Annotated in this window: 12 protein-coding genes and 1 pseudogene; 10 read left to right on the top strand and 3 right to left on the bottom strand. The window is 72.2% G+C overall.

What is annotated here, in order from left to right:
• Positions 1–24: 24 nt before the first annotated feature.
• Together HLB44_RS21570 and alaC are read right to left on the bottom strand one after the other, a co-directional pair.
• Positions 25–408, bottom strand: a complete 384-nt coding sequence (locus HLB44_RS21570) for a hypothetical protein (protein ID WP_173126770.1) — start codon at positions 406–408, stop codon at positions 25–27.
• 113 nt (positions 409–521) lie between these two features.
• Positions 522–1,724, bottom strand: a complete 1,203-nt coding sequence (gene alaC, locus HLB44_RS21565; RefSeq protein ID WP_173126767.1) for an alanine transaminase — start codon at positions 1,722–1,724, stop codon at positions 522–524.
• A gap of 123 nt (positions 1,725–1,847) precedes the next feature.
• Between alaC and HLB44_RS21560 the strand changes: the two genes are divergently transcribed.
• The 8 genes and pseudogenes from HLB44_RS21560 (at position 1,848) to HLB44_RS21525 (ending at position 11,243) form a co-directional block, all read left to right on the top strand.
• A complete protein-coding gene (locus HLB44_RS21560) occupies positions 1,848–4,193 on the top strand; it encodes a penicillin-binding protein 1A (protein ID WP_173126763.1) in 2,346 nt (781 codons plus the stop codon).
• A 166-nt stretch (positions 4,194–4,359) separates the two neighbouring features.
• Entirely contained in the window at positions 4,360–5,409 is a 1,050-nt protein-coding gene (gene queA / locus HLB44_RS21555; RefSeq protein WP_173126760.1) for a tRNA preQ1(34) S-adenosylmethionine ribosyltransferase-isomerase QueA, read from the top strand.
• 36 nt (positions 5,410–5,445) lie between these two features.
• A complete protein-coding gene (locus tag HLB44_RS21550; protein WP_173126757.1) occupies positions 5,446–5,847 on the top strand; it encodes a hypothetical protein in 402 nt (133 codons plus the stop codon).
• Positions 5,844–6,392, top strand: coding sequence for a hypothetical protein (locus HLB44_RS21545; RefSeq protein ID WP_173126754.1), 549 nt, complete (start codon positions 5,844–5,846; stop codon positions 6,390–6,392). Before HLB44_RS21550 ends, HLB44_RS21545 begins: the two co-directional genes overlap by 4 nt.
• A pseudogene (gene sigJ / locus HLB44_RS21540) lies at positions 6,389–7,283 on the top strand (RNA polymerase sigma factor SigJ). The gene HLB44_RS21545 and the pseudogene sigJ overlap by 4 nt, the downstream one beginning before the upstream one ends.
• A gap of 135 nt (positions 7,284–7,418) precedes the next feature.
• Positions 7,419–8,645, top strand: coding sequence for a tRNA guanosine(34) transglycosylase Tgt (gene tgt, locus HLB44_RS21535; RefSeq protein WP_173126749.1), 1,227 nt, complete (start codon positions 7,419–7,421; stop codon positions 8,643–8,645).
• A gap of 63 nt (positions 8,646–8,708) precedes the next feature.
• Positions 8,709–10,682 carry a DEAD/DEAH box helicase gene (locus HLB44_RS21530; protein ID WP_173126746.1) on the top strand — a complete coding sequence of 658 codons (1,974 nt, stop codon included), beginning with the start codon at positions 8,709–8,711 and terminating at the stop codon, positions 10,680–10,682.
• Between the two features lie 24 nt (positions 10,683–10,706).
• Positions 10,707–11,243: a hypothetical protein gene (locus HLB44_RS21525; RefSeq protein WP_173126743.1), complete on the top strand. Its 537-nt coding sequence runs from the start codon at positions 10,707–10,709 to the stop codon at positions 11,241–11,243.
• Between the two features lie 19 nt (positions 11,244–11,262).
• Here the strand turns inward: HLB44_RS21525 and HLB44_RS21520 are convergent, their stop codons facing one another.
• Positions 11,263–13,257 (bottom strand): ATP-binding protein, encoded by a 1,995-nt coding sequence (locus HLB44_RS21520; protein WP_173126739.1) that lies wholly within the window; start codon positions 13,255–13,257, stop codon positions 11,263–11,265.
• A 127-nt stretch (positions 13,258–13,384) separates the two neighbouring features.
• Here HLB44_RS21520 and HLB44_RS21515 point away from each other — a divergent pair, with 127 nt between their 5' ends.
• Entirely contained in the window at positions 13,385–14,356 is a 972-nt protein-coding gene (locus tag HLB44_RS21515; protein ID WP_173126734.1) for a TAXI family TRAP transporter solute-binding subunit, read from the top strand.
• Positions 14,357–14,365: 9 nt separating this feature from the next.
• On the top strand, positions 14,366–14,737 hold the full coding sequence (locus tag HLB44_RS21510; protein ID WP_173126729.1) for a DUF1850 domain-containing protein: 372 nt from the start codon (positions 14,366–14,368) through the stop codon (positions 14,735–14,737).
• The last annotated feature ends 3 nt before the right edge of the window (positions 14,738–14,740 follow it).

Raw genomic sequence — 14,740 nt, 5'->3', positions numbered from 1 at the left:
CGCATCCGCGCGGTGGTCGGCCGTTCAGTGCGACTCGGTGCTGCCCGGCGGCAGCTCGGCCGCGAGCTGCTGCTCGGCCAGCGTCGCCGCCGCGCTCGAGCGGCGCCGGCAGGCGGATTGCGCGGCCTCGACCATCTCGGCGCGCACCTCGCGCACGGTGCCGACCAGCCAGCGCCCGCGCAGCGAGTAGATCACCAGCTCGTCGTCGCCGGTGGCCGGCTCGGGGGCCTCGGCGCGCCGCCGCGCGAGCTCCTGCAGCGCGCGGCCGGCGTACGAATCCTCGCCGCGCGTCTCGACGACGATGCGCGCCAGCGCCTCCTGGCAGAGGATCGATTGCGCGACGCGCCGATCGGGACCCCCTGACCGCCGATCGGGGCTGACACCGGGAATCCAGGTCGACGTGCCCATGGCCGCTCCTTCGGGAAGTCTGCTCGCAAACATTCTGCGCCTGCGCAGATCGAAAGCAAGCGGCATCCGGCACGCCCGCGGGCCAACCCATCCCCCGCGCTCGGGGGGCGGGATCAGCCCGCCACGCCGTCGGCCTTGAACATCGCCTTGATGCCCCGCACCGCCTGGCGGATGCGCGATTCGTTCTCGATCAGCGCGAAGCGCACATGCTCGTCGCCGTGGTCGCCGAAGCCGATGCCGGGCGAGACGCTGACTCGGGCCTTGGCCAGCAGCTGCTTGGAAAATTCCAGCGAGCCGAGCGCGCGGTAGGCCTCGGGGATCCTGGCCCAGATGTACATCGAGGCCTTCGGGCATTCCACCGGCCAGCCCGCTTCGCGCAGGCCCTTGACCAGCACGTCGCGCCGCTTCTGGTAGGTGGCCACGATGTCCTTGACGCACTGCTGGTCGCCTTCGAGCGCGGCGATCGCTGCGACCTGCACCGGCGTGAAGCTGCCGTAGTCGTGATAACTCTTGATGCGAGCGAGTGCGTGCACCAGGCCGGCATTGCCGACCATGAAGCCGACACGCCAGCCGGCCATGTTGTAGCTCTTGCTCAAGGTGAAGAACTCGACCGCCACGTCCTTCGCGCCCGGGATCTGCATGATCGAGGGCGCCTTCCAGCCGTCGTAGACGATGTCGGCGTAGGCCAGGTCGTGCACCACCAGGATCTCGTGCTTCTTGGCCAGCGCGATCACGCGGGCGAAGAAGTCGAGCTCGACGCACTGCGCGGTCGGGTTCGACGGGAAGCCCAGCACCATCATCTTCGGCTTCGGGTAGCTGCCGCGGATCGCCTTCTCCAGCTCGGCGAAAAAGTCGATGCCCTCGGCCACCGGGACGGAGCGGATGTCGGCGCCGGCGATCACCGCGCCGTAGATGTGGATCGGGTAGCTCGGGTCAGGCACCAGCACCGAATCGCCGCGGTCCAGCGTCGCGAGCATCAAGTGCGCCAGGCCCTCCTTCGAGCCGATGGTCACGATCGCCTCGCGCTCGGGATCGATGTCCACCGCGTAGCGCTCGCGGTACCAGTGCGAGATCGCGCGCCGCAGCCGCGGGATGCCCTTGCTCGCCGAGTAGCCATGCGTGTCGGGGCGCTGCGCGACCTCGGCCAGCTTGGCGACGATGTGCGCAGGCGTGGCCCCGTCGGGGTTGCCCATGCTCATGTCGACGATGTCCTCGCCGCGGCGGCGGGCGGCGGCGCGCAGCTCGGCGGTGATGTTGAAGACGTACGGGGGAAGACGATCGATGCGCGCAAAGCGGCGCTGGCCGGAAACCGACATGGAAGTTTGCTTTCAACGTAAGCGCCCGGAACCGTCCGAGCGACGCCGGCCGTGCTTTGCGCACAGCCGGTTGCGATGCTAACCGAGGGCAGCGCCCGCAACTTCGGATAATCGCGCGCTGGTATGAATCTCAGTCTTCCCCGCTTCGACCGCCGCCGCGCGCTGCGCTTCGGTCTCGGCGCGACCCTCGGCCTCGGCATCGGCGCCATCGCCGCGCTGGTGCTGGCGATCGCGCTGGTGCTGCCGCAATTGCCGGCGCTGGACCGTGTCACCGCCTACCAGCCGCGCCAGCCGCTGCAGATCCTGAGCAGCGACGGCGTCGAGATCGCGCAGTTCGGCGCCGAACGCCGCCACTACCGGCCGATCGAGGAAATCCCGAAGCTGATGCAGGACGCGGTGCTGGCGGTCGAGGATGCGCGTTTTCGCACCCACAGCGGCATCGACTGGATCGGCGTCACGCGCGCCGTCGGCGCTGCCTTGACCGGCGGACGCATCCACGGCGCGTCGACGATCACGCAGCAAGTGGCGCGCAACTTCTTCCTGAGCGCGCGCCGCACCCCCGAGCGCAAGCTGAAGGAAGCGCTGCTGGCGCTGCGCATCGAGCGTGAGCTGTCGAAGGACCAGATCCTGGGTCTGTACATGAACCAGATCTACCTCGGCCAGCGCGCCTACGGCTTTGCCGCCGCGGCGCAGACCTACTACGGCAAGAAGCTCGAGCAGCTGTCGATTGCCGAGGCCGCGATGCTGGCCGGGCTGCCGCAGAACCCGTCGTATGCCAACCCGGTGACCAACCTTGAGCGCGCGAAATCCCGCCAGCTGACGGTGCTGCTGCGCATGCGCGACACCGGCGTGATCGACGAGAAGCAGTGGAGTGCCGCGCGCATCGAGCCGCTGAAGATCCGCTCGGGTCGCGACGGCGTGCTGCATGCCGAACACGTCGCCGAGCTGGCGCGGCGCTGGGTCGTCGAGCGCTTCGGCCAGGAGGTGTACGCGCAGGGCATCCGCGTCACCACCTCGCTGCGCGCGGCCGACCAGGCCGCCGCCTGGGCCGCGCTGCGCCGCGGCGTGCTGGAACACGAGCGCAAGCAGCCCTGGCGCGGCCCCGAGGACCAGGAAGACCTGCCGCCCGAAGGCACGCCGGCGCCCGAGCTCGAACGCGCCGCCGCACTCGCGCTGAAGGAGCACCACGACGACGAGATGCTGCGCAGCGCGATCGTGCTGGCCGCGACGCCGCGCGAGGTGCTGCTGCAGCTGGCCAGCGGCGAGCAACTGGCGATCACCGGCGAGGGCCTGCGCTGGGCGCAGCCCGGGCTGCAGCCGAAGGCGCGCCGCGAGCTGGCGATCCGCCGCGGCTCGGTGGTGCGCGCGATGCAGCAGGACAAGCGCGGGCCGAAGGGTGAAGTGCTGTGGCAGATCGCGCAATGGCCCGAGGCGGAGGGTGCGCTCGTGTCACTCGACCCGCAGAGTGGCCGCGTGCGCGCCTGGGTCGGCGGCTTCGATTTCACCGAGCAGAACTTCGACCACGTGCTGCAGGCCTGGCGCCAGCCCGGCTCGAGCTTCAAGCCCTTCCTGTATTCGGCGGCCCTCGAGCACGGCGTGATGCCGGCGACGCTGGTCAACGACGCCGAGCTCTCGCTGCCCGGCGCCGACGGGCCGGGCAGCTGGTCGCCGAAGAATTCCGACGGCCAGTTCGACGGCCCGATGCGGCTGCGCGAGGCGCTGGCGCGCTCGAAGAACTCGGTCAGCGTGCGGCTGCTGCAGCACGTGGGCCTGGGTCCGATGCGCGACTGGATGCAGCGCTTCGGCTTCGACGCCGAGCGCCAGCCGGACAACCTGACGCTGGCGCTCGGCACCGGCTCGACGACCCCGCTGCAGCTGGCGCAGGCCTACGCGGTGTTCGCCAACGGCGGCTGGCACGTCACGCCGCTGCTGATCGAGCGCATCACCGATGCCAAGGGTGCCGTGCTGTACGAGGCGCCGCCGGCGGAGCCGCTGGCCGAGGAGGCGCGCGTGCTGCCGGCGCGCAACGTCTTCGTCACCAACAGCCTGTTGAACGAGGTCACGCGCTCGGGCACCGCCGCGAAGGCGCAGGCCCAGCTCGGCCGCAGCGACCTGTACGGCAAGACCGGCACCACCAACGACGCGGTCGACGCCTGGTTCGCCGGCTTCCAGCCCTCGCTGGTGGCAGTGGTCTGGATCGGCTACGACGTTCCGAGGAGCCTGGGCGACCGCGAATCCGGCGGCGGCCTCGCGCTGCCGGTGTGGATCGCCTACATGCGCCAGGCGCTGAGCGGCGTGCCGGCGCAAGCCCAGCGCGACCCGCCGGAAGGCCTGCAACGCAGCGGCAGCGACTGGCTCTACGACGAATGGGCCGACGGGCAGTACGTGCGCCAGATCGGCTTCGAGCTGGTGCCCGAGCCGCCGATGCCCCCTGCTTCGGCGGCGTCCGGCGCCGCCCCGGGCACCTGATCGAGCGGTCGGCCGTAAGCAAACACCTGCAAGCGAGCGCCCCCACAGCCCTTCGGGCTGGCCCCCCGAGGGGGTCGGTCGCCTTGGGAACGGCCCGGCGGCGACCGGCATGGAACAATCGCCCGGTCCCCGCACTCTGCCACCAGGCCGGTAAAGCCTGTGCACGATGAAGACGCCCCACGCCCACACCCTCAGCGATTTCGACTTCCACCTGCCGCCCGAGCTGGTCGCCCAGCATCCGGCGGCGATCCGCAGCGCCGCGCGGCTGCTCGACGGCCGCGGCCAATGGCCCGTCGACCGTGTGTTCCACGAGCTGCCCGGGCTGCTGCAGCCCGGTGACCTGCTGGTCTTCAACGACACCCGCGTGATCAAGGCGCGGCTGTACGGCGAGAAGCCGACCGGCGGCGCGGTCGAGGCGCTGGTCGAGCGCATCCTGCCGAACCACGAGGTGCTGGCCCACCTGCGCGCGAGCAAGGCGCCGAAGCCCGGCGGCACGATCAGCTTCGCCGACGGCGCGTTCGAGGCCGAGGTGCTCGGCCGCGCCGGGCCGGACGACGCGCTGTTCCACCTGCGCCTGCCCGCCGATCCGCTCGCGCTGCTGCAGCAGCACGGCCACGTGCCGCTGCCGCCGTACATCACGCACGAAGACGCGGCCGAGGACATCGAGCGTTACCAGACGGTGTTCGCCGAGCGGCCCGGCGCCGTCGCCGCGCCGACCGCTTCGCTGCACTTCGACGCCGCGGTGCTGGCGGCGCTGCAGGCCCGCGGCGTCCAGCGCGCGCAGGTCACGCTGCACGTCGGCGCCGGCACCTTCCAGCCGGTGCGCAGCGAGAACCTCGACGAGCACAAGATGCACAGCGAGTGGTTCGAGGTCAGCCAGGCCACCATCGACGCGATCGCCGCGGCGCGCGCACGCGGCGGCCGCATCGTCGCCGCCGGCACCACGACCTTGCGCGCGCTCGAATCGGCGGCGCTCGGCGGCTCGCTGCAGGCGGGCGCGCGCGACACCGACCTGTTCATCCGCCCCGGTTTCGCGTTCCATGTCGTCGACCTCTTGGTGACCAACTTCCACCTGCCCAAGAGCACACTGCTGATGCTGGTGTCGGCCTTCGCCGGCCACGAGCAGGTGCGCGCGCTGTACCGCCACGCGATCGAGTCGCGCTACCGCTTCTTCAGCTACGGCGACGCGATGCTGCTCGAGCGCCAGCGCGCTTGATGTCACACGGCGCCGGGCTGCGCCGTCTTGGTGGGTATGAACACCCATCGAAGCCTCTCCTCCCACGCGCCGCAGGCGCTGCGCGTATTGCTCGCCGGCGGCCTGCTGGCCAATGGCGCTGCGATGCTCGCCGCGCCGGCGACCTGGTACCGCAGCGTGCCCGGCGTCGAGTTCACCGGCCCGTTCAATCCGCACTTCGTGCGCGACATCGGCGCGGCCTACGCCACCGCGGCACTGGGCCTGGCTTGGCGCGCGTGGCGGGGCCCGATCGCAGCGCCGGCGGCGCAGCTCGGTGCGCTGTTCCTGCTGCTGCATGCGGCGATCCACGTCGGCGAGACGCTGGCCGGGATCTGCGGCTGGCGCACGCTGCTGGCCGATGTGCCCGGCGTGATCGTGCCGGCCGCGCTGGCGCTGGGGCTTGCGGGAGGCCGGCGATGATCGAATGGCTGATCCGCCGCCAGCTCGCCGCCTTCGAAACGCGCTGGAACTACCCGATGGACTACGCCCGCGCGCTGCTCGCCGCGAGCCGGCGCGGCTTCTGGCGCTTCTCGAAGATCCTGCCGCTGGCCGCCCACCGCGAAGCCGTGCCGCTCGCCGCCTGGCATGCGGCCAAGCTGGTGGCAGTGCGCGCCGAGGATTGCGGGCCGTGCACGCAGTTGGTGGTCGACATGGCACGCGCCGACGGCGTGGCCGATGCGCTGCTGCGCGCGGTGCTGGCCGACGACGACGCTGCGCTGCGCGCGCTCGATGCCGACGCGGCCGCCGCCGTTCATTTCGCGCGCGCCTGGGTCGCCGCGGCGCCCGAGCTCGCCGAGGCGCGCGCCGACGTGCAGCGCCGCTTCGGCGACGCCGGGCTGGCGTCGCTGGCGCTGGCGATGTCGGCGGCACGGCTGTTCCCGATGATCAAGTCTGCGCTCGGCCACGCCGAAGCCTGCCGGCGCGTGCAGGTCGGCGCGCAGGAACTGCGATTCGGCAAGCCATGAACGAGGCGGCGGTCTTCGAAGCCCAGCGCCGCCACCTGCGCGCCCTCGCCTGGCGCATGCTCGGCGCGCGCCGAGGCCGAGGACATCGTGCAGGACTGCTGGCTGCGCTGGCAGGCCGCCGATCCGGCGACGATCGAGCAGCCGCGCGCCTGGCTGTCGCGTGTGGCCACGAACCTGTGCCTGGACCGGCTGCAGTCGGCGCGCGTGCGGCGCGAGCACTACGTTGGCGTCTGGCTGCCCGAGCCGCTGGTCGACGGCGACGCGGCCGAGGTCGACGCCGGCCCGGAAGCGCGCGCCGAGTACGCACAGGAGGTGTCGGTGGCCTTCCTGCTGGCGCTCGAACGGCTGACGCCGCTGGAGCGCGCCGCGTTCTTGCTGCACGACGTCTTCGACATCGGCTTCGACGAGATCGCCACCCGCCTCGGCCGCAGCGCCGCCGCATGCCGCCAGTTGGCGGCCCGCGCCCGAGCGCACGTGCAGGCCGGCCAGGCGCGCATCGACGTGCAGGAAGAAGAGGCTATGCCGCTGCTGCGGGCCTTCGTCGACGCCAGCCGCTCAGGCGATGTCGAGGGCCTGGCCGCGCTGCTCGCCGACGATGCGGTATTCCTGTCCGACGGCGGCGGCAAGGTCGCCGCGGTGCCGCGGCCGCTGCACGGCGCGGCGCAGGTGGCACAGGTCTTCTCGGCGTTTGCGCAGCGCTGGGATCCGGTGCGCGAACCGGCGCGGCCGGCGCGCATCAACGGGCTGCCGGGCATGGTGATCTTCGACGCGCGCGGCGCGCCCCTGCAGACGATCGCGCTGCGCCCGGCGCGCCGCGCCGACGGGCGCCTGTGCGTCGATGCGGTGTACGTGGTGCGCAATCCCGAGAAGCTGCAGCACCTGCGGACCTGAGCTGGCCCCAAGACGGTCGGCATCGCCCCGCCGGCACCGGGCTGCCACAATCGCGCGCATGGCCGACCCCCTGCTCACTTCGTTCGCCCCCCCCGAGGGGGTCTCAGCGCCCTCCGGGCGGCCGAGCGGGCGCTGATGTTGCACTTCGAGTTGCTGGCCACCGAAGGCCTGGCCCGTCGCGGCCGGCTGACGCTGAACCACGGCGTCGTCGAGACGCCGATCTTCATGCCGGTGGGCACCTACGGCACGGTCAAGGGCGTGCTGCCGCAGTCGCTGCTCGACATGGGCGCGCAGATCATCCTCGGCAACACCTTCCACCTGTGGCTGCGCCCGGGGCTCGAGGTCATCGAGCAGTTCAAGGGTCTGCACGGCTTCGAGGGCTGGAACAGGCCGATCCTCACCGACTCGGGCGGCTTCCAGGTCTGGTCGCTCGGCGAGATGCGCAAGATCTCCGAGGAAGGCGTGAAGTTCGCGTCGCCGGTCAACGGCGACAAGCTGTTCCTGACGCCCGAAGTGAGCATGCAGGTGCAGACGGTGCTGAACTCGGACATCGTGATGCAGTTCGACGAGTGCACGCCGTACGAAGTGCGCGGCCACCTGACGACGGAGAAGGAAGCCCGCACGTCGATGGAGCTGAGCCTGCGCTGGGCCGGGCGCTGCCAGACCGAGTTCGAACGCCTGCAGAACCCGAACGCGCTATTCGGCATCGTGCAGGGCGGCATGTTCGAGTCGCTGCGCGAGGCGTCGCTCAGCCACCTGGTCGAGATGGACCTGCCCGGTTACGCGATCGGCGGCGTCTCGGTCGGCGAGCCGAAGGAGGACATGCAGCGCATCGTCGCGCACACGCCGCAGCGGCTGCCGGCGGGGAAGCCGCGCTACCTGATGGGCGTGGGCACGCCGGAGGACCTGGTCGACGGCGTCGCCGCTGGCGTCGACATGTTCGACTGCGTGATGCCGACGCGCAATGCGCGCAACGGCCACCTGTTCACGCGCTACGGCGACCTGCGCATCCGCAATGCGCGCCACAAGACCGACCCGCGGCCGATCGACGAGAGCTGCACTTGCCACGCCTGCGCGGGATCGCCGACCGGCGCGAACGCGGGATCGCCGACCGGCGCGAACGCGGGATCGTTGACCGGCGCGAGCGCGGGATCGTTGACCGGCGCGAGCGCCGGGGGAGTCAGCCGCGCCTACCTGCATCACCTCGACCGCTGCGGCGAGATGCTGGGCCCGATGTTGACCAGCATCCACAACCTGCACTACTACCTGAACCTGATGCGCGAGATCCGCGAGGCGCTCGACGTCAACGCCTTCGCCGCCTGGCGCGAGCGCTTCCACGCCGATCGCGCGCGCGGCGTCTAACCTCCAACCGAAGCGGCCGCGTTTCGACGCATGCCGTCCCGAACCCTCCGATCCGAACGCCCCATGGCGACCCGCCCCCGAACCCGCCGCGCTGCCGCTGCAGCCGCTGCCGACACACCCGTTGCCGAGGCCATCGTGCCGGCAGCGCCCGCCACCCCCGCTGCGCCGAAGCGCCCGCGCAAGACTGCGGCGGCCCGTGCCGAGCCGGCCGCTGAAGTCGGCCCGCCGGCGGCCGCGCCGGAAGCCATCGCTGTCGAGCCGGCGCCGCCGAAGCCGGCGCCGCGCGAACGCCCGCCGGCCAGGACGAAGGCCGAGGCCACGCCCGCGCCGGTCAAGCCTGCGACCAGGAAGCTTGTGACCGAAAAGGTCGTGGCCAAGAAGGCCGCGGCCGAAAAGACACCGGTCAAGAAGGCGCCTGCCAAGAAGGCGCGGCCGGCTGCGGAGCCCGAACCCGCAGCGGCCCGCAAGCCGGCGCGCAAGAAGACGGCGACCCCGGCCGCCGACCTGCTGCCCCCCGCACAGCCCTCGCCGCCAGCGCCGCCCGCCCCGCCCGCCGGTCCGCCGCCGCCACCCGACAGCGCCATCGTGCTGGTCGATGGCGACCAGCGCCACCTGCGCTGGATCGCCGGCGGCACCTGCCCGCCGGCCGTGCGTCAGGCCGCGGCAGCACGCGTCGACGCCGACGGCCACCTGCGGCCGGACGACGACGAGGCGCTGCCGCTGCTGCTGCGCCTGGCCGACGAGGCCGGCCATGCGCTGCACGTCGACCCTGCCGCCTGGCTGCAGCTGGCCCACCACCGCGACACACGCCACCGGCTGCACCAGCTCGAGACCGCGTATCCGGAAGGCCCGACGAGCCCGGCGCTGCAGGCGCTGCTGCGCGCGCCGCTGGCACCGTTCCAGGCCGAAGGCGCGCTGTTCGCCACCTGCGCCGGCCGCACGCTGATCGCCGATGAACGCGGCCTGGGCAAGACGGTGCAGGCGCTGGCCGTTGCCGTGCTGCTGCACCGCCACGCCGGCGTGCGCCGGGTGCTGCTGCGCTGCACGCCCGCGCGCCGCCTGAGCTGGCAGCGCGAGTGGGCGCGCTTCGTGCGCGATGGCGGGCTCGAGTTGCAGATTGTCGACACGGCCGACACGGCGGAGGCCGCCGCGCCGCCCGACCTGGTGCTGATCGACGAGCCACAGCGGCTCGAGACCTGGGACAGCATCGACGCGCCGTTCGCGCTGGTGCTGTGCGGCGCCGATCTCGACACGCAGCCGGATCTCGTGCACGCGCTGGTGCGCTTCCTCGATCGCCACCGGCTGGGGTCGCTGGCCCGCTTGTCGCAGGCGCCGGCGGATGCCGGCGCCGCTGAGCCGCTCGACGAACGACTGCAGCTGGTGATGCTGCGCCGCCGCCGCAGCGCGGTGTCGCCGCAGCTGCCGTCTATCGTGCAAAGCGAGCGGGTGCTGACCCTGGCGGCGCCGCAACGCACGGCCCACGACCGCGCGCTGGCCGAAGCCCGCGGCCTGCTCGAACGCTGGCGGCGCGCCGGGCGGCTGGCCGATGCCGAGCAATGGCAGCTCGGCGTCGCGCTGCGTGCCGCGCGCACTGCCTGCCATCGCGCCGACCCGGAGAGCGCCGACAGCCCGCTGGCCGAGGCCACGCTCGCCGCGCTGCAGGACCTGCTCGGCGAGCTGCGCGGCACGCCGGGCCTGCGCATCGCGCTGGTCTGCCCGAACGCGGCCGATCGCGTGCAACTGGAGCGCCGGCTGGCGATCGCCGATCGGCTGGCGCTGGTGCTCGACGGTGCCGCGCTGCCGCCGGCCGACGTCGTGATCCGCATCGGCACGCCGTGGCGGCCGGCGGACACGCCGGGCCAGTGCATCCACCTGGTCGCCGATGCCAGCCTGGACAGTGGCCTCTTCGACACGCTGGGCCTGCGCGCCGACGTGCCTTGCGGCCCGGTCGAAGGCGGGCGCGACGGCTTCCTGCAGGGTGCGCGGCTGCAGCGCTACCTGCTGGCCGCGGAAGCCGCCGTGCACGCGGCCGGCTGACGGGCTTCGTCCAGGCGGCCGAGCATGGCGACGCAGCGCACCGGAATCCCCGCCGCGCTGCTGCGTGGCCTGCGACTGGTCGGCAGCGCGCTGCTCGGCCTGTGGATCCTGTTCGAGGAATGGGGCTGGGAGCCGCTGCAGCGCGCGCTCGGCTGGATCGGCCGGCTGCCGCTGCTGCGCCAGCTCGAGGCGGCGATCACGCGCTTGCCGCCGGTCGCGGCGCTGCTGCTGTTCGTGCTGCCCTCGCTGCTGCTGCTGCCGGTCAAGCTGCTGGCGCTGTGGCTGATCGCGCAGGGCCAGGCGCTGGCCGGCATGGCGGTCATCGTGATCGCCAAGATCGTCGGCACCGCGCTGGTCGCGCGCATCTTCTTCCTGACGCGGCCGGCGCTGATGCGCCTGGGCTGGTTCGCGCGGCTGTACGGCCGCTGGACAGCATGGAAGGAAGCGCTGCTCGCGCGCATCCGCGCGTCGTGGGCCTGGCGCGCGGGGCGCGTGCTCAAACGCGGCCTGCAGCGCCGCTATGCGCGCTGGCGCGCCGCATTCGGCGGCCAGCAGCACTGAGCACGCCGCGAACGCTTCTTCAGCGCTGCACCAGCGTGATACCCAGGTAGCGCGCCAGCAAGGTCAGCAGCTCGTCGGCGCGGAAGGGTTTGGTCAGGAAGGCGTCCGCGCCGGCATCGAGCGCGCGCGCTTCGCCGTCGCCGGCGGCGCTGGCCGAGATCGCGATCACCGGCACGCGTTCGAGCCCCGGCAGCCGGCGCAGCCGGCGCGTCGCCTCCAGCCCATCGAGCACCGGCATCACGTTGTCCATCAGCACGATGTCGGGCCGCAGCGTCACGGCCTGCGCCAGGCCTTCTTCACCGTCGCCGGCCTCCTCGACCCGGAAACCGAGCGGCCGCAGCATGTCGGTCAGCACATTGCGGTTCTGCGCCACGTCGTCGACGACGAGGATGGTCTTGCGCGGACCTTCGTAGCCGGTGACGATGCGTGGCGCCGCCGGCAGCGCCGGCACGGCCAGCACCGGCAGCCGCAGCGCGAACGAGAAGCAGCTGCCCTCGCCCGGCATGCTGCGCACGGCGATGTCGCCGCCCATGTGGCGCACCAGCTGGCGGCTGATGGCCAGCCCGAGGCCGGTGCCGCCGCGGCGCCGCTGCTGCTCGCCGACCTGCTGGAAGGGCTGGAATAGCAGCGCCAGATCCGCAGCGCTGATGCCGATGCCGCTGTCGTGCACCTCGAAGCGCAGCGTCGTGCCGGCGGGCTCGTCGCCGGCCGCATCGGTGCGCACCAGCAGCCGCACGCTGCCGGCATCGGTGAACTTGGCGGCATTGCCCAGCAGGTTCAGCAGCACCTGGCGCAGCCGCCGTTCGTCGACCATCACCGCATGCGGCAGCGCACCTTCGGTGACGAACTCGAAGGCCACGCCCTTCTGCTCGACGCGCACGCGCACGATGTTGACGATGCCCTGCAGGAAGGGCAGCAGCTCGACCGGCGTGGCATGCAAATCGACCTTGCCGGACTCGACCTTCGCCAGGTCCAGGATCTCGTCGATCAGGCCGAGCAGGTGCTGGCCGGCCTGTTCGATCGTCGCCAAACCGGTCGTCTGCCGCGGCGTCAGCCCGGCGTCCCACTGCAGGATCTGCGCGTAGCCGAGGATCGCGTTCAGCGGCGTGCGCAGCTCGTGGCTCATGCTGGCGAGGAAATCGCTCTTCGCACGGCTGGCCTCGGCGGCCTGGTCACGCATCACCGCCAGGTGCTCGACCATCTGCGCGAGCTCGGCCTCGTGCTGCTGCAGCTGCAGGCTGGCAAGGCGGAACACCTCGACCGCCGCGGCCATCGAGCCGACCTCGTCGCGGCGCTCCATCGCCGGCACGCGGATGTCGTACTCACCCTGCGCCAGGCGCTGCATCACCGCGGTCATGTCGGTCAGCGGCGTGGCGATCGCGCGGCCGATCAGCCAGGTGGCGATCAGCCCCAGCACCAGGCTCGCCGTGACCGCCGCCAGCATCACGTCGACCGAGCGGGCGACGAAGCTCTCGGTGCGCGCCTGCCGCTCCCGGGCCGCGCGCACGCTGATCTCCGACAGGCGGCCGAGGTAGGCATCGAGCTGGCTGTAGTGCGCCATCAGGCTCGACACCTGCATCGGGTTGCCCTGCGGTCCCTGCGACGCCGACACGATGCGTGTCGCGACGACACGGTAGACGGCCAGCAGCTCGCGCGTGGCATGCAGCAGGTCGGGCTCGATCGAGGTGGCGTTGGTCTCGATGCTCTGCAGCATCGCCTCGACCTGGTCGAGCCGCCGCGGCAGGCTCGCGCGCAGCTCGGTGATCGCCTCGGCATCCGGCTGGCGGCCGCTCAGGTCGATGTGGCGGATCAGGTCCGACTGCAGACCGGCCACCGCCAGTGACACGCGGCTGCTGGTGATCGCGGTGTCGAAGGCGCCGCCGATGACGTCGCGGAACGCAGCGCCTTGCGCGCGCAGCAGCGCGATCGATCCGGCGGAGACCGCCACGCACAGCAGCATCACGACCAGGGGCGCCAGCAGCACCTTGACCCTGATCGACAGGCGAGTGAGCATCGGACCCGTTCCCCGCGCTCGGGACGACGGCGCCGTGCTCCCTGGATCTCGTGCCGGCGGCGCCTGCCGGATCAGCACCAGCGGCCAGACTAGCGCAATCGGCCGCGCGACGACAGGAGGGTGAACCATGCTGCGCGTACTGCGAGCCCTGCGGCGCCTCATCGCGCGGGGCCTGCTGCTGTCGGCGCTGTTGCCGGCGGCGGCGCTGGCCCAGGCGGACAACAACGAGCTCGTGATGCTGACCGGCAATACCGGCGGCGTGTACTACCCGCTGGGCATCGCGCTGGCGCGCATCTGGGAGCGCACGCTGCCGGGCACGCGCGTCACGGTGCAGTCGACGCAGGCCTCGGTCGAGAACTTCAACCTGCTGCAGCAGCGGCGCGGCAGCTTCGCCTTCGGCCAGGGCGATGTGATGTCCGACGCGTTCAAGGGCAATGCCGAGGCGGGCTTTCCGAGCTCGCGCGACAAGCTGCGCATGGTGGCCGCGCTGTTTCCGAACTACCTGCACCTGGTGGCCGCGCGCAGCGCGAAGGTCAGGACGGTGGCCGACCTGCGCGGCAAGCGCGTCTCGGTCGGCGCGCTGCGCAGCGGCAACGAGCTGAACGCGCGCGTGCTGCTGGGCGCCGCCGGCATGAGCTACGCCGACCTGCGGCGCGTCGACTACGTGCCGTACAACGACGCGGTGGCGCTGATGCGCGACGGCCAGATCGATGCGCTGATCGTCTCGGCCGGGCTGGGCGTGAAGGCGGTCGCCGACCTGGCCGATTCCGTGGCGGTGGAGATCGTGCCGCTGCCGCCGGAGATCGTCGCGCGCTCGGGCGGCGTGTTCGCGCCGGCGGTGATCCCGGCCAACACCTACGCTGGGCAGGACAAGCCGGTGGTCACCGCGGCGCTGATCAACTTCCTCGTCACGCACAGCGAGGTGCCGCCGCTGCAGGTCTATGCGGCGGTGAAGGCCTTGTACGCGCACCTCGGCGAGCTGCGTTCGGCGCATCCGGCGGCGCGCGAGATCCAGCGCGAACGCGCGTTGCAGAGCCGGCCGATCGCGCTGCATCCGGGCGCCGAGCGGTATTTCCGCGAGGTCGGCCTGCTGCCGTAAAGGGCGGTCATGGACGTCTGCGTCGCGCTGGTGGCCGGAGCCCTGCTGTTGCGGGCGCCGTCACCGGTCAGCCTGCACTGGCAGCACAGCGTCGAGCAGCTGCCGCTGGTCGAGGTCTATCACGCAATGTCCTCGGGTCTGCAACTGCGCGAAGTGCGCGGCCGCGGCCTCGGCGCCGGCATCGCGTTGCCGGAGGACATGCGCTGGTCGAGCGACGGCTGGTGGTCGTTCGCGCCGGCCGATGCGGCGCCGTTGTCCGCCTTGCAGCTCGCCAACTCGCGCCACGCGGCAGGCTATCGGTTGTGCTGGGCGGGCGGGTGCGCCGCGCTGGCGGAACTGCCCGGCGCTTTCGACCGGCCGCTCGTGCTGCGGCCATGCTGACCC

The sequence above is a fragment of the Pseudaquabacterium terrae genome (genome assembly GCF_013266755.1).
Taxonomy (GTDB): domain Bacteria; phylum Pseudomonadota; class Gammaproteobacteria; order Burkholderiales; family Burkholderiaceae_C; genus Pseudaquabacterium; species Pseudaquabacterium terrae.
This window is presented reverse-complemented; position numbering and strand designations above follow the sequence as displayed.

Bases quoted from the DNA above. Each gene is read 5' to 3' on its own strand.
- HLB44_RS21570 (WP_173126770.1), bottom strand. From the start codon at position 408: ATGGGCACGTCGACCTGGATTCCCGGTGTCAGCCCCGATCGGCGGTCA.
- alaC (WP_173126767.1), bottom strand. From the start codon at position 1,724: ATGTCGGTTTCCGGCCAGCGCCGCTTTGCGCGCATCGATCGTCTTCCC.
- HLB44_RS21560 (WP_173126763.1), top strand. From the start codon at position 1,848: ATGAATCTCAGTCTTCCCCGCTTCGACCGCCGCCGCGCGCTGCGCTTC.
- queA (WP_173126760.1), top strand. From the start codon at position 4,360: ATGAAGACGCCCCACGCCCACACCCTCAGCGATTTCGACTTCCACCTG.
- HLB44_RS21550 (WP_173126757.1), top strand. From the start codon at position 5,446: ATGAACACCCATCGAAGCCTCTCCTCCCACGCGCCGCAGGCGCTGCGC.
- HLB44_RS21545 (WP_173126754.1), top strand. From the start codon at position 5,844: ATGATCGAATGGCTGATCCGCCGCCAGCTCGCCGCCTTCGAAACGCGC.
- tgt (WP_173126749.1), top strand. From the start codon at position 7,419: ATGTTGCACTTCGAGTTGCTGGCCACCGAAGGCCTGGCCCGTCGCGGC.
- HLB44_RS21530 (WP_173126746.1), top strand. From the start codon at position 8,709: ATGGCGACCCGCCCCCGAACCCGCCGCGCTGCCGCTGCAGCCGCTGCC.
- HLB44_RS21525 (WP_173126743.1), top strand. From the start codon at position 10,707: ATGGCGACGCAGCGCACCGGAATCCCCGCCGCGCTGCTGCGTGGCCTG.
- HLB44_RS21520 (WP_173126739.1), bottom strand. From the start codon at position 13,257: ATGCTCACTCGCCTGTCGATCAGGGTCAAGGTGCTGCTGGCGCCCCTG.
- HLB44_RS21515 (WP_173126734.1), top strand. From the start codon at position 13,385: ATGCTGCGCGTACTGCGAGCCCTGCGGCGCCTCATCGCGCGGGGCCTG.
- HLB44_RS21510 (WP_173126729.1), top strand. From the start codon at position 14,366: ATGGACGTCTGCGTCGCGCTGGTGGCCGGAGCCCTGCTGTTGCGGGCG.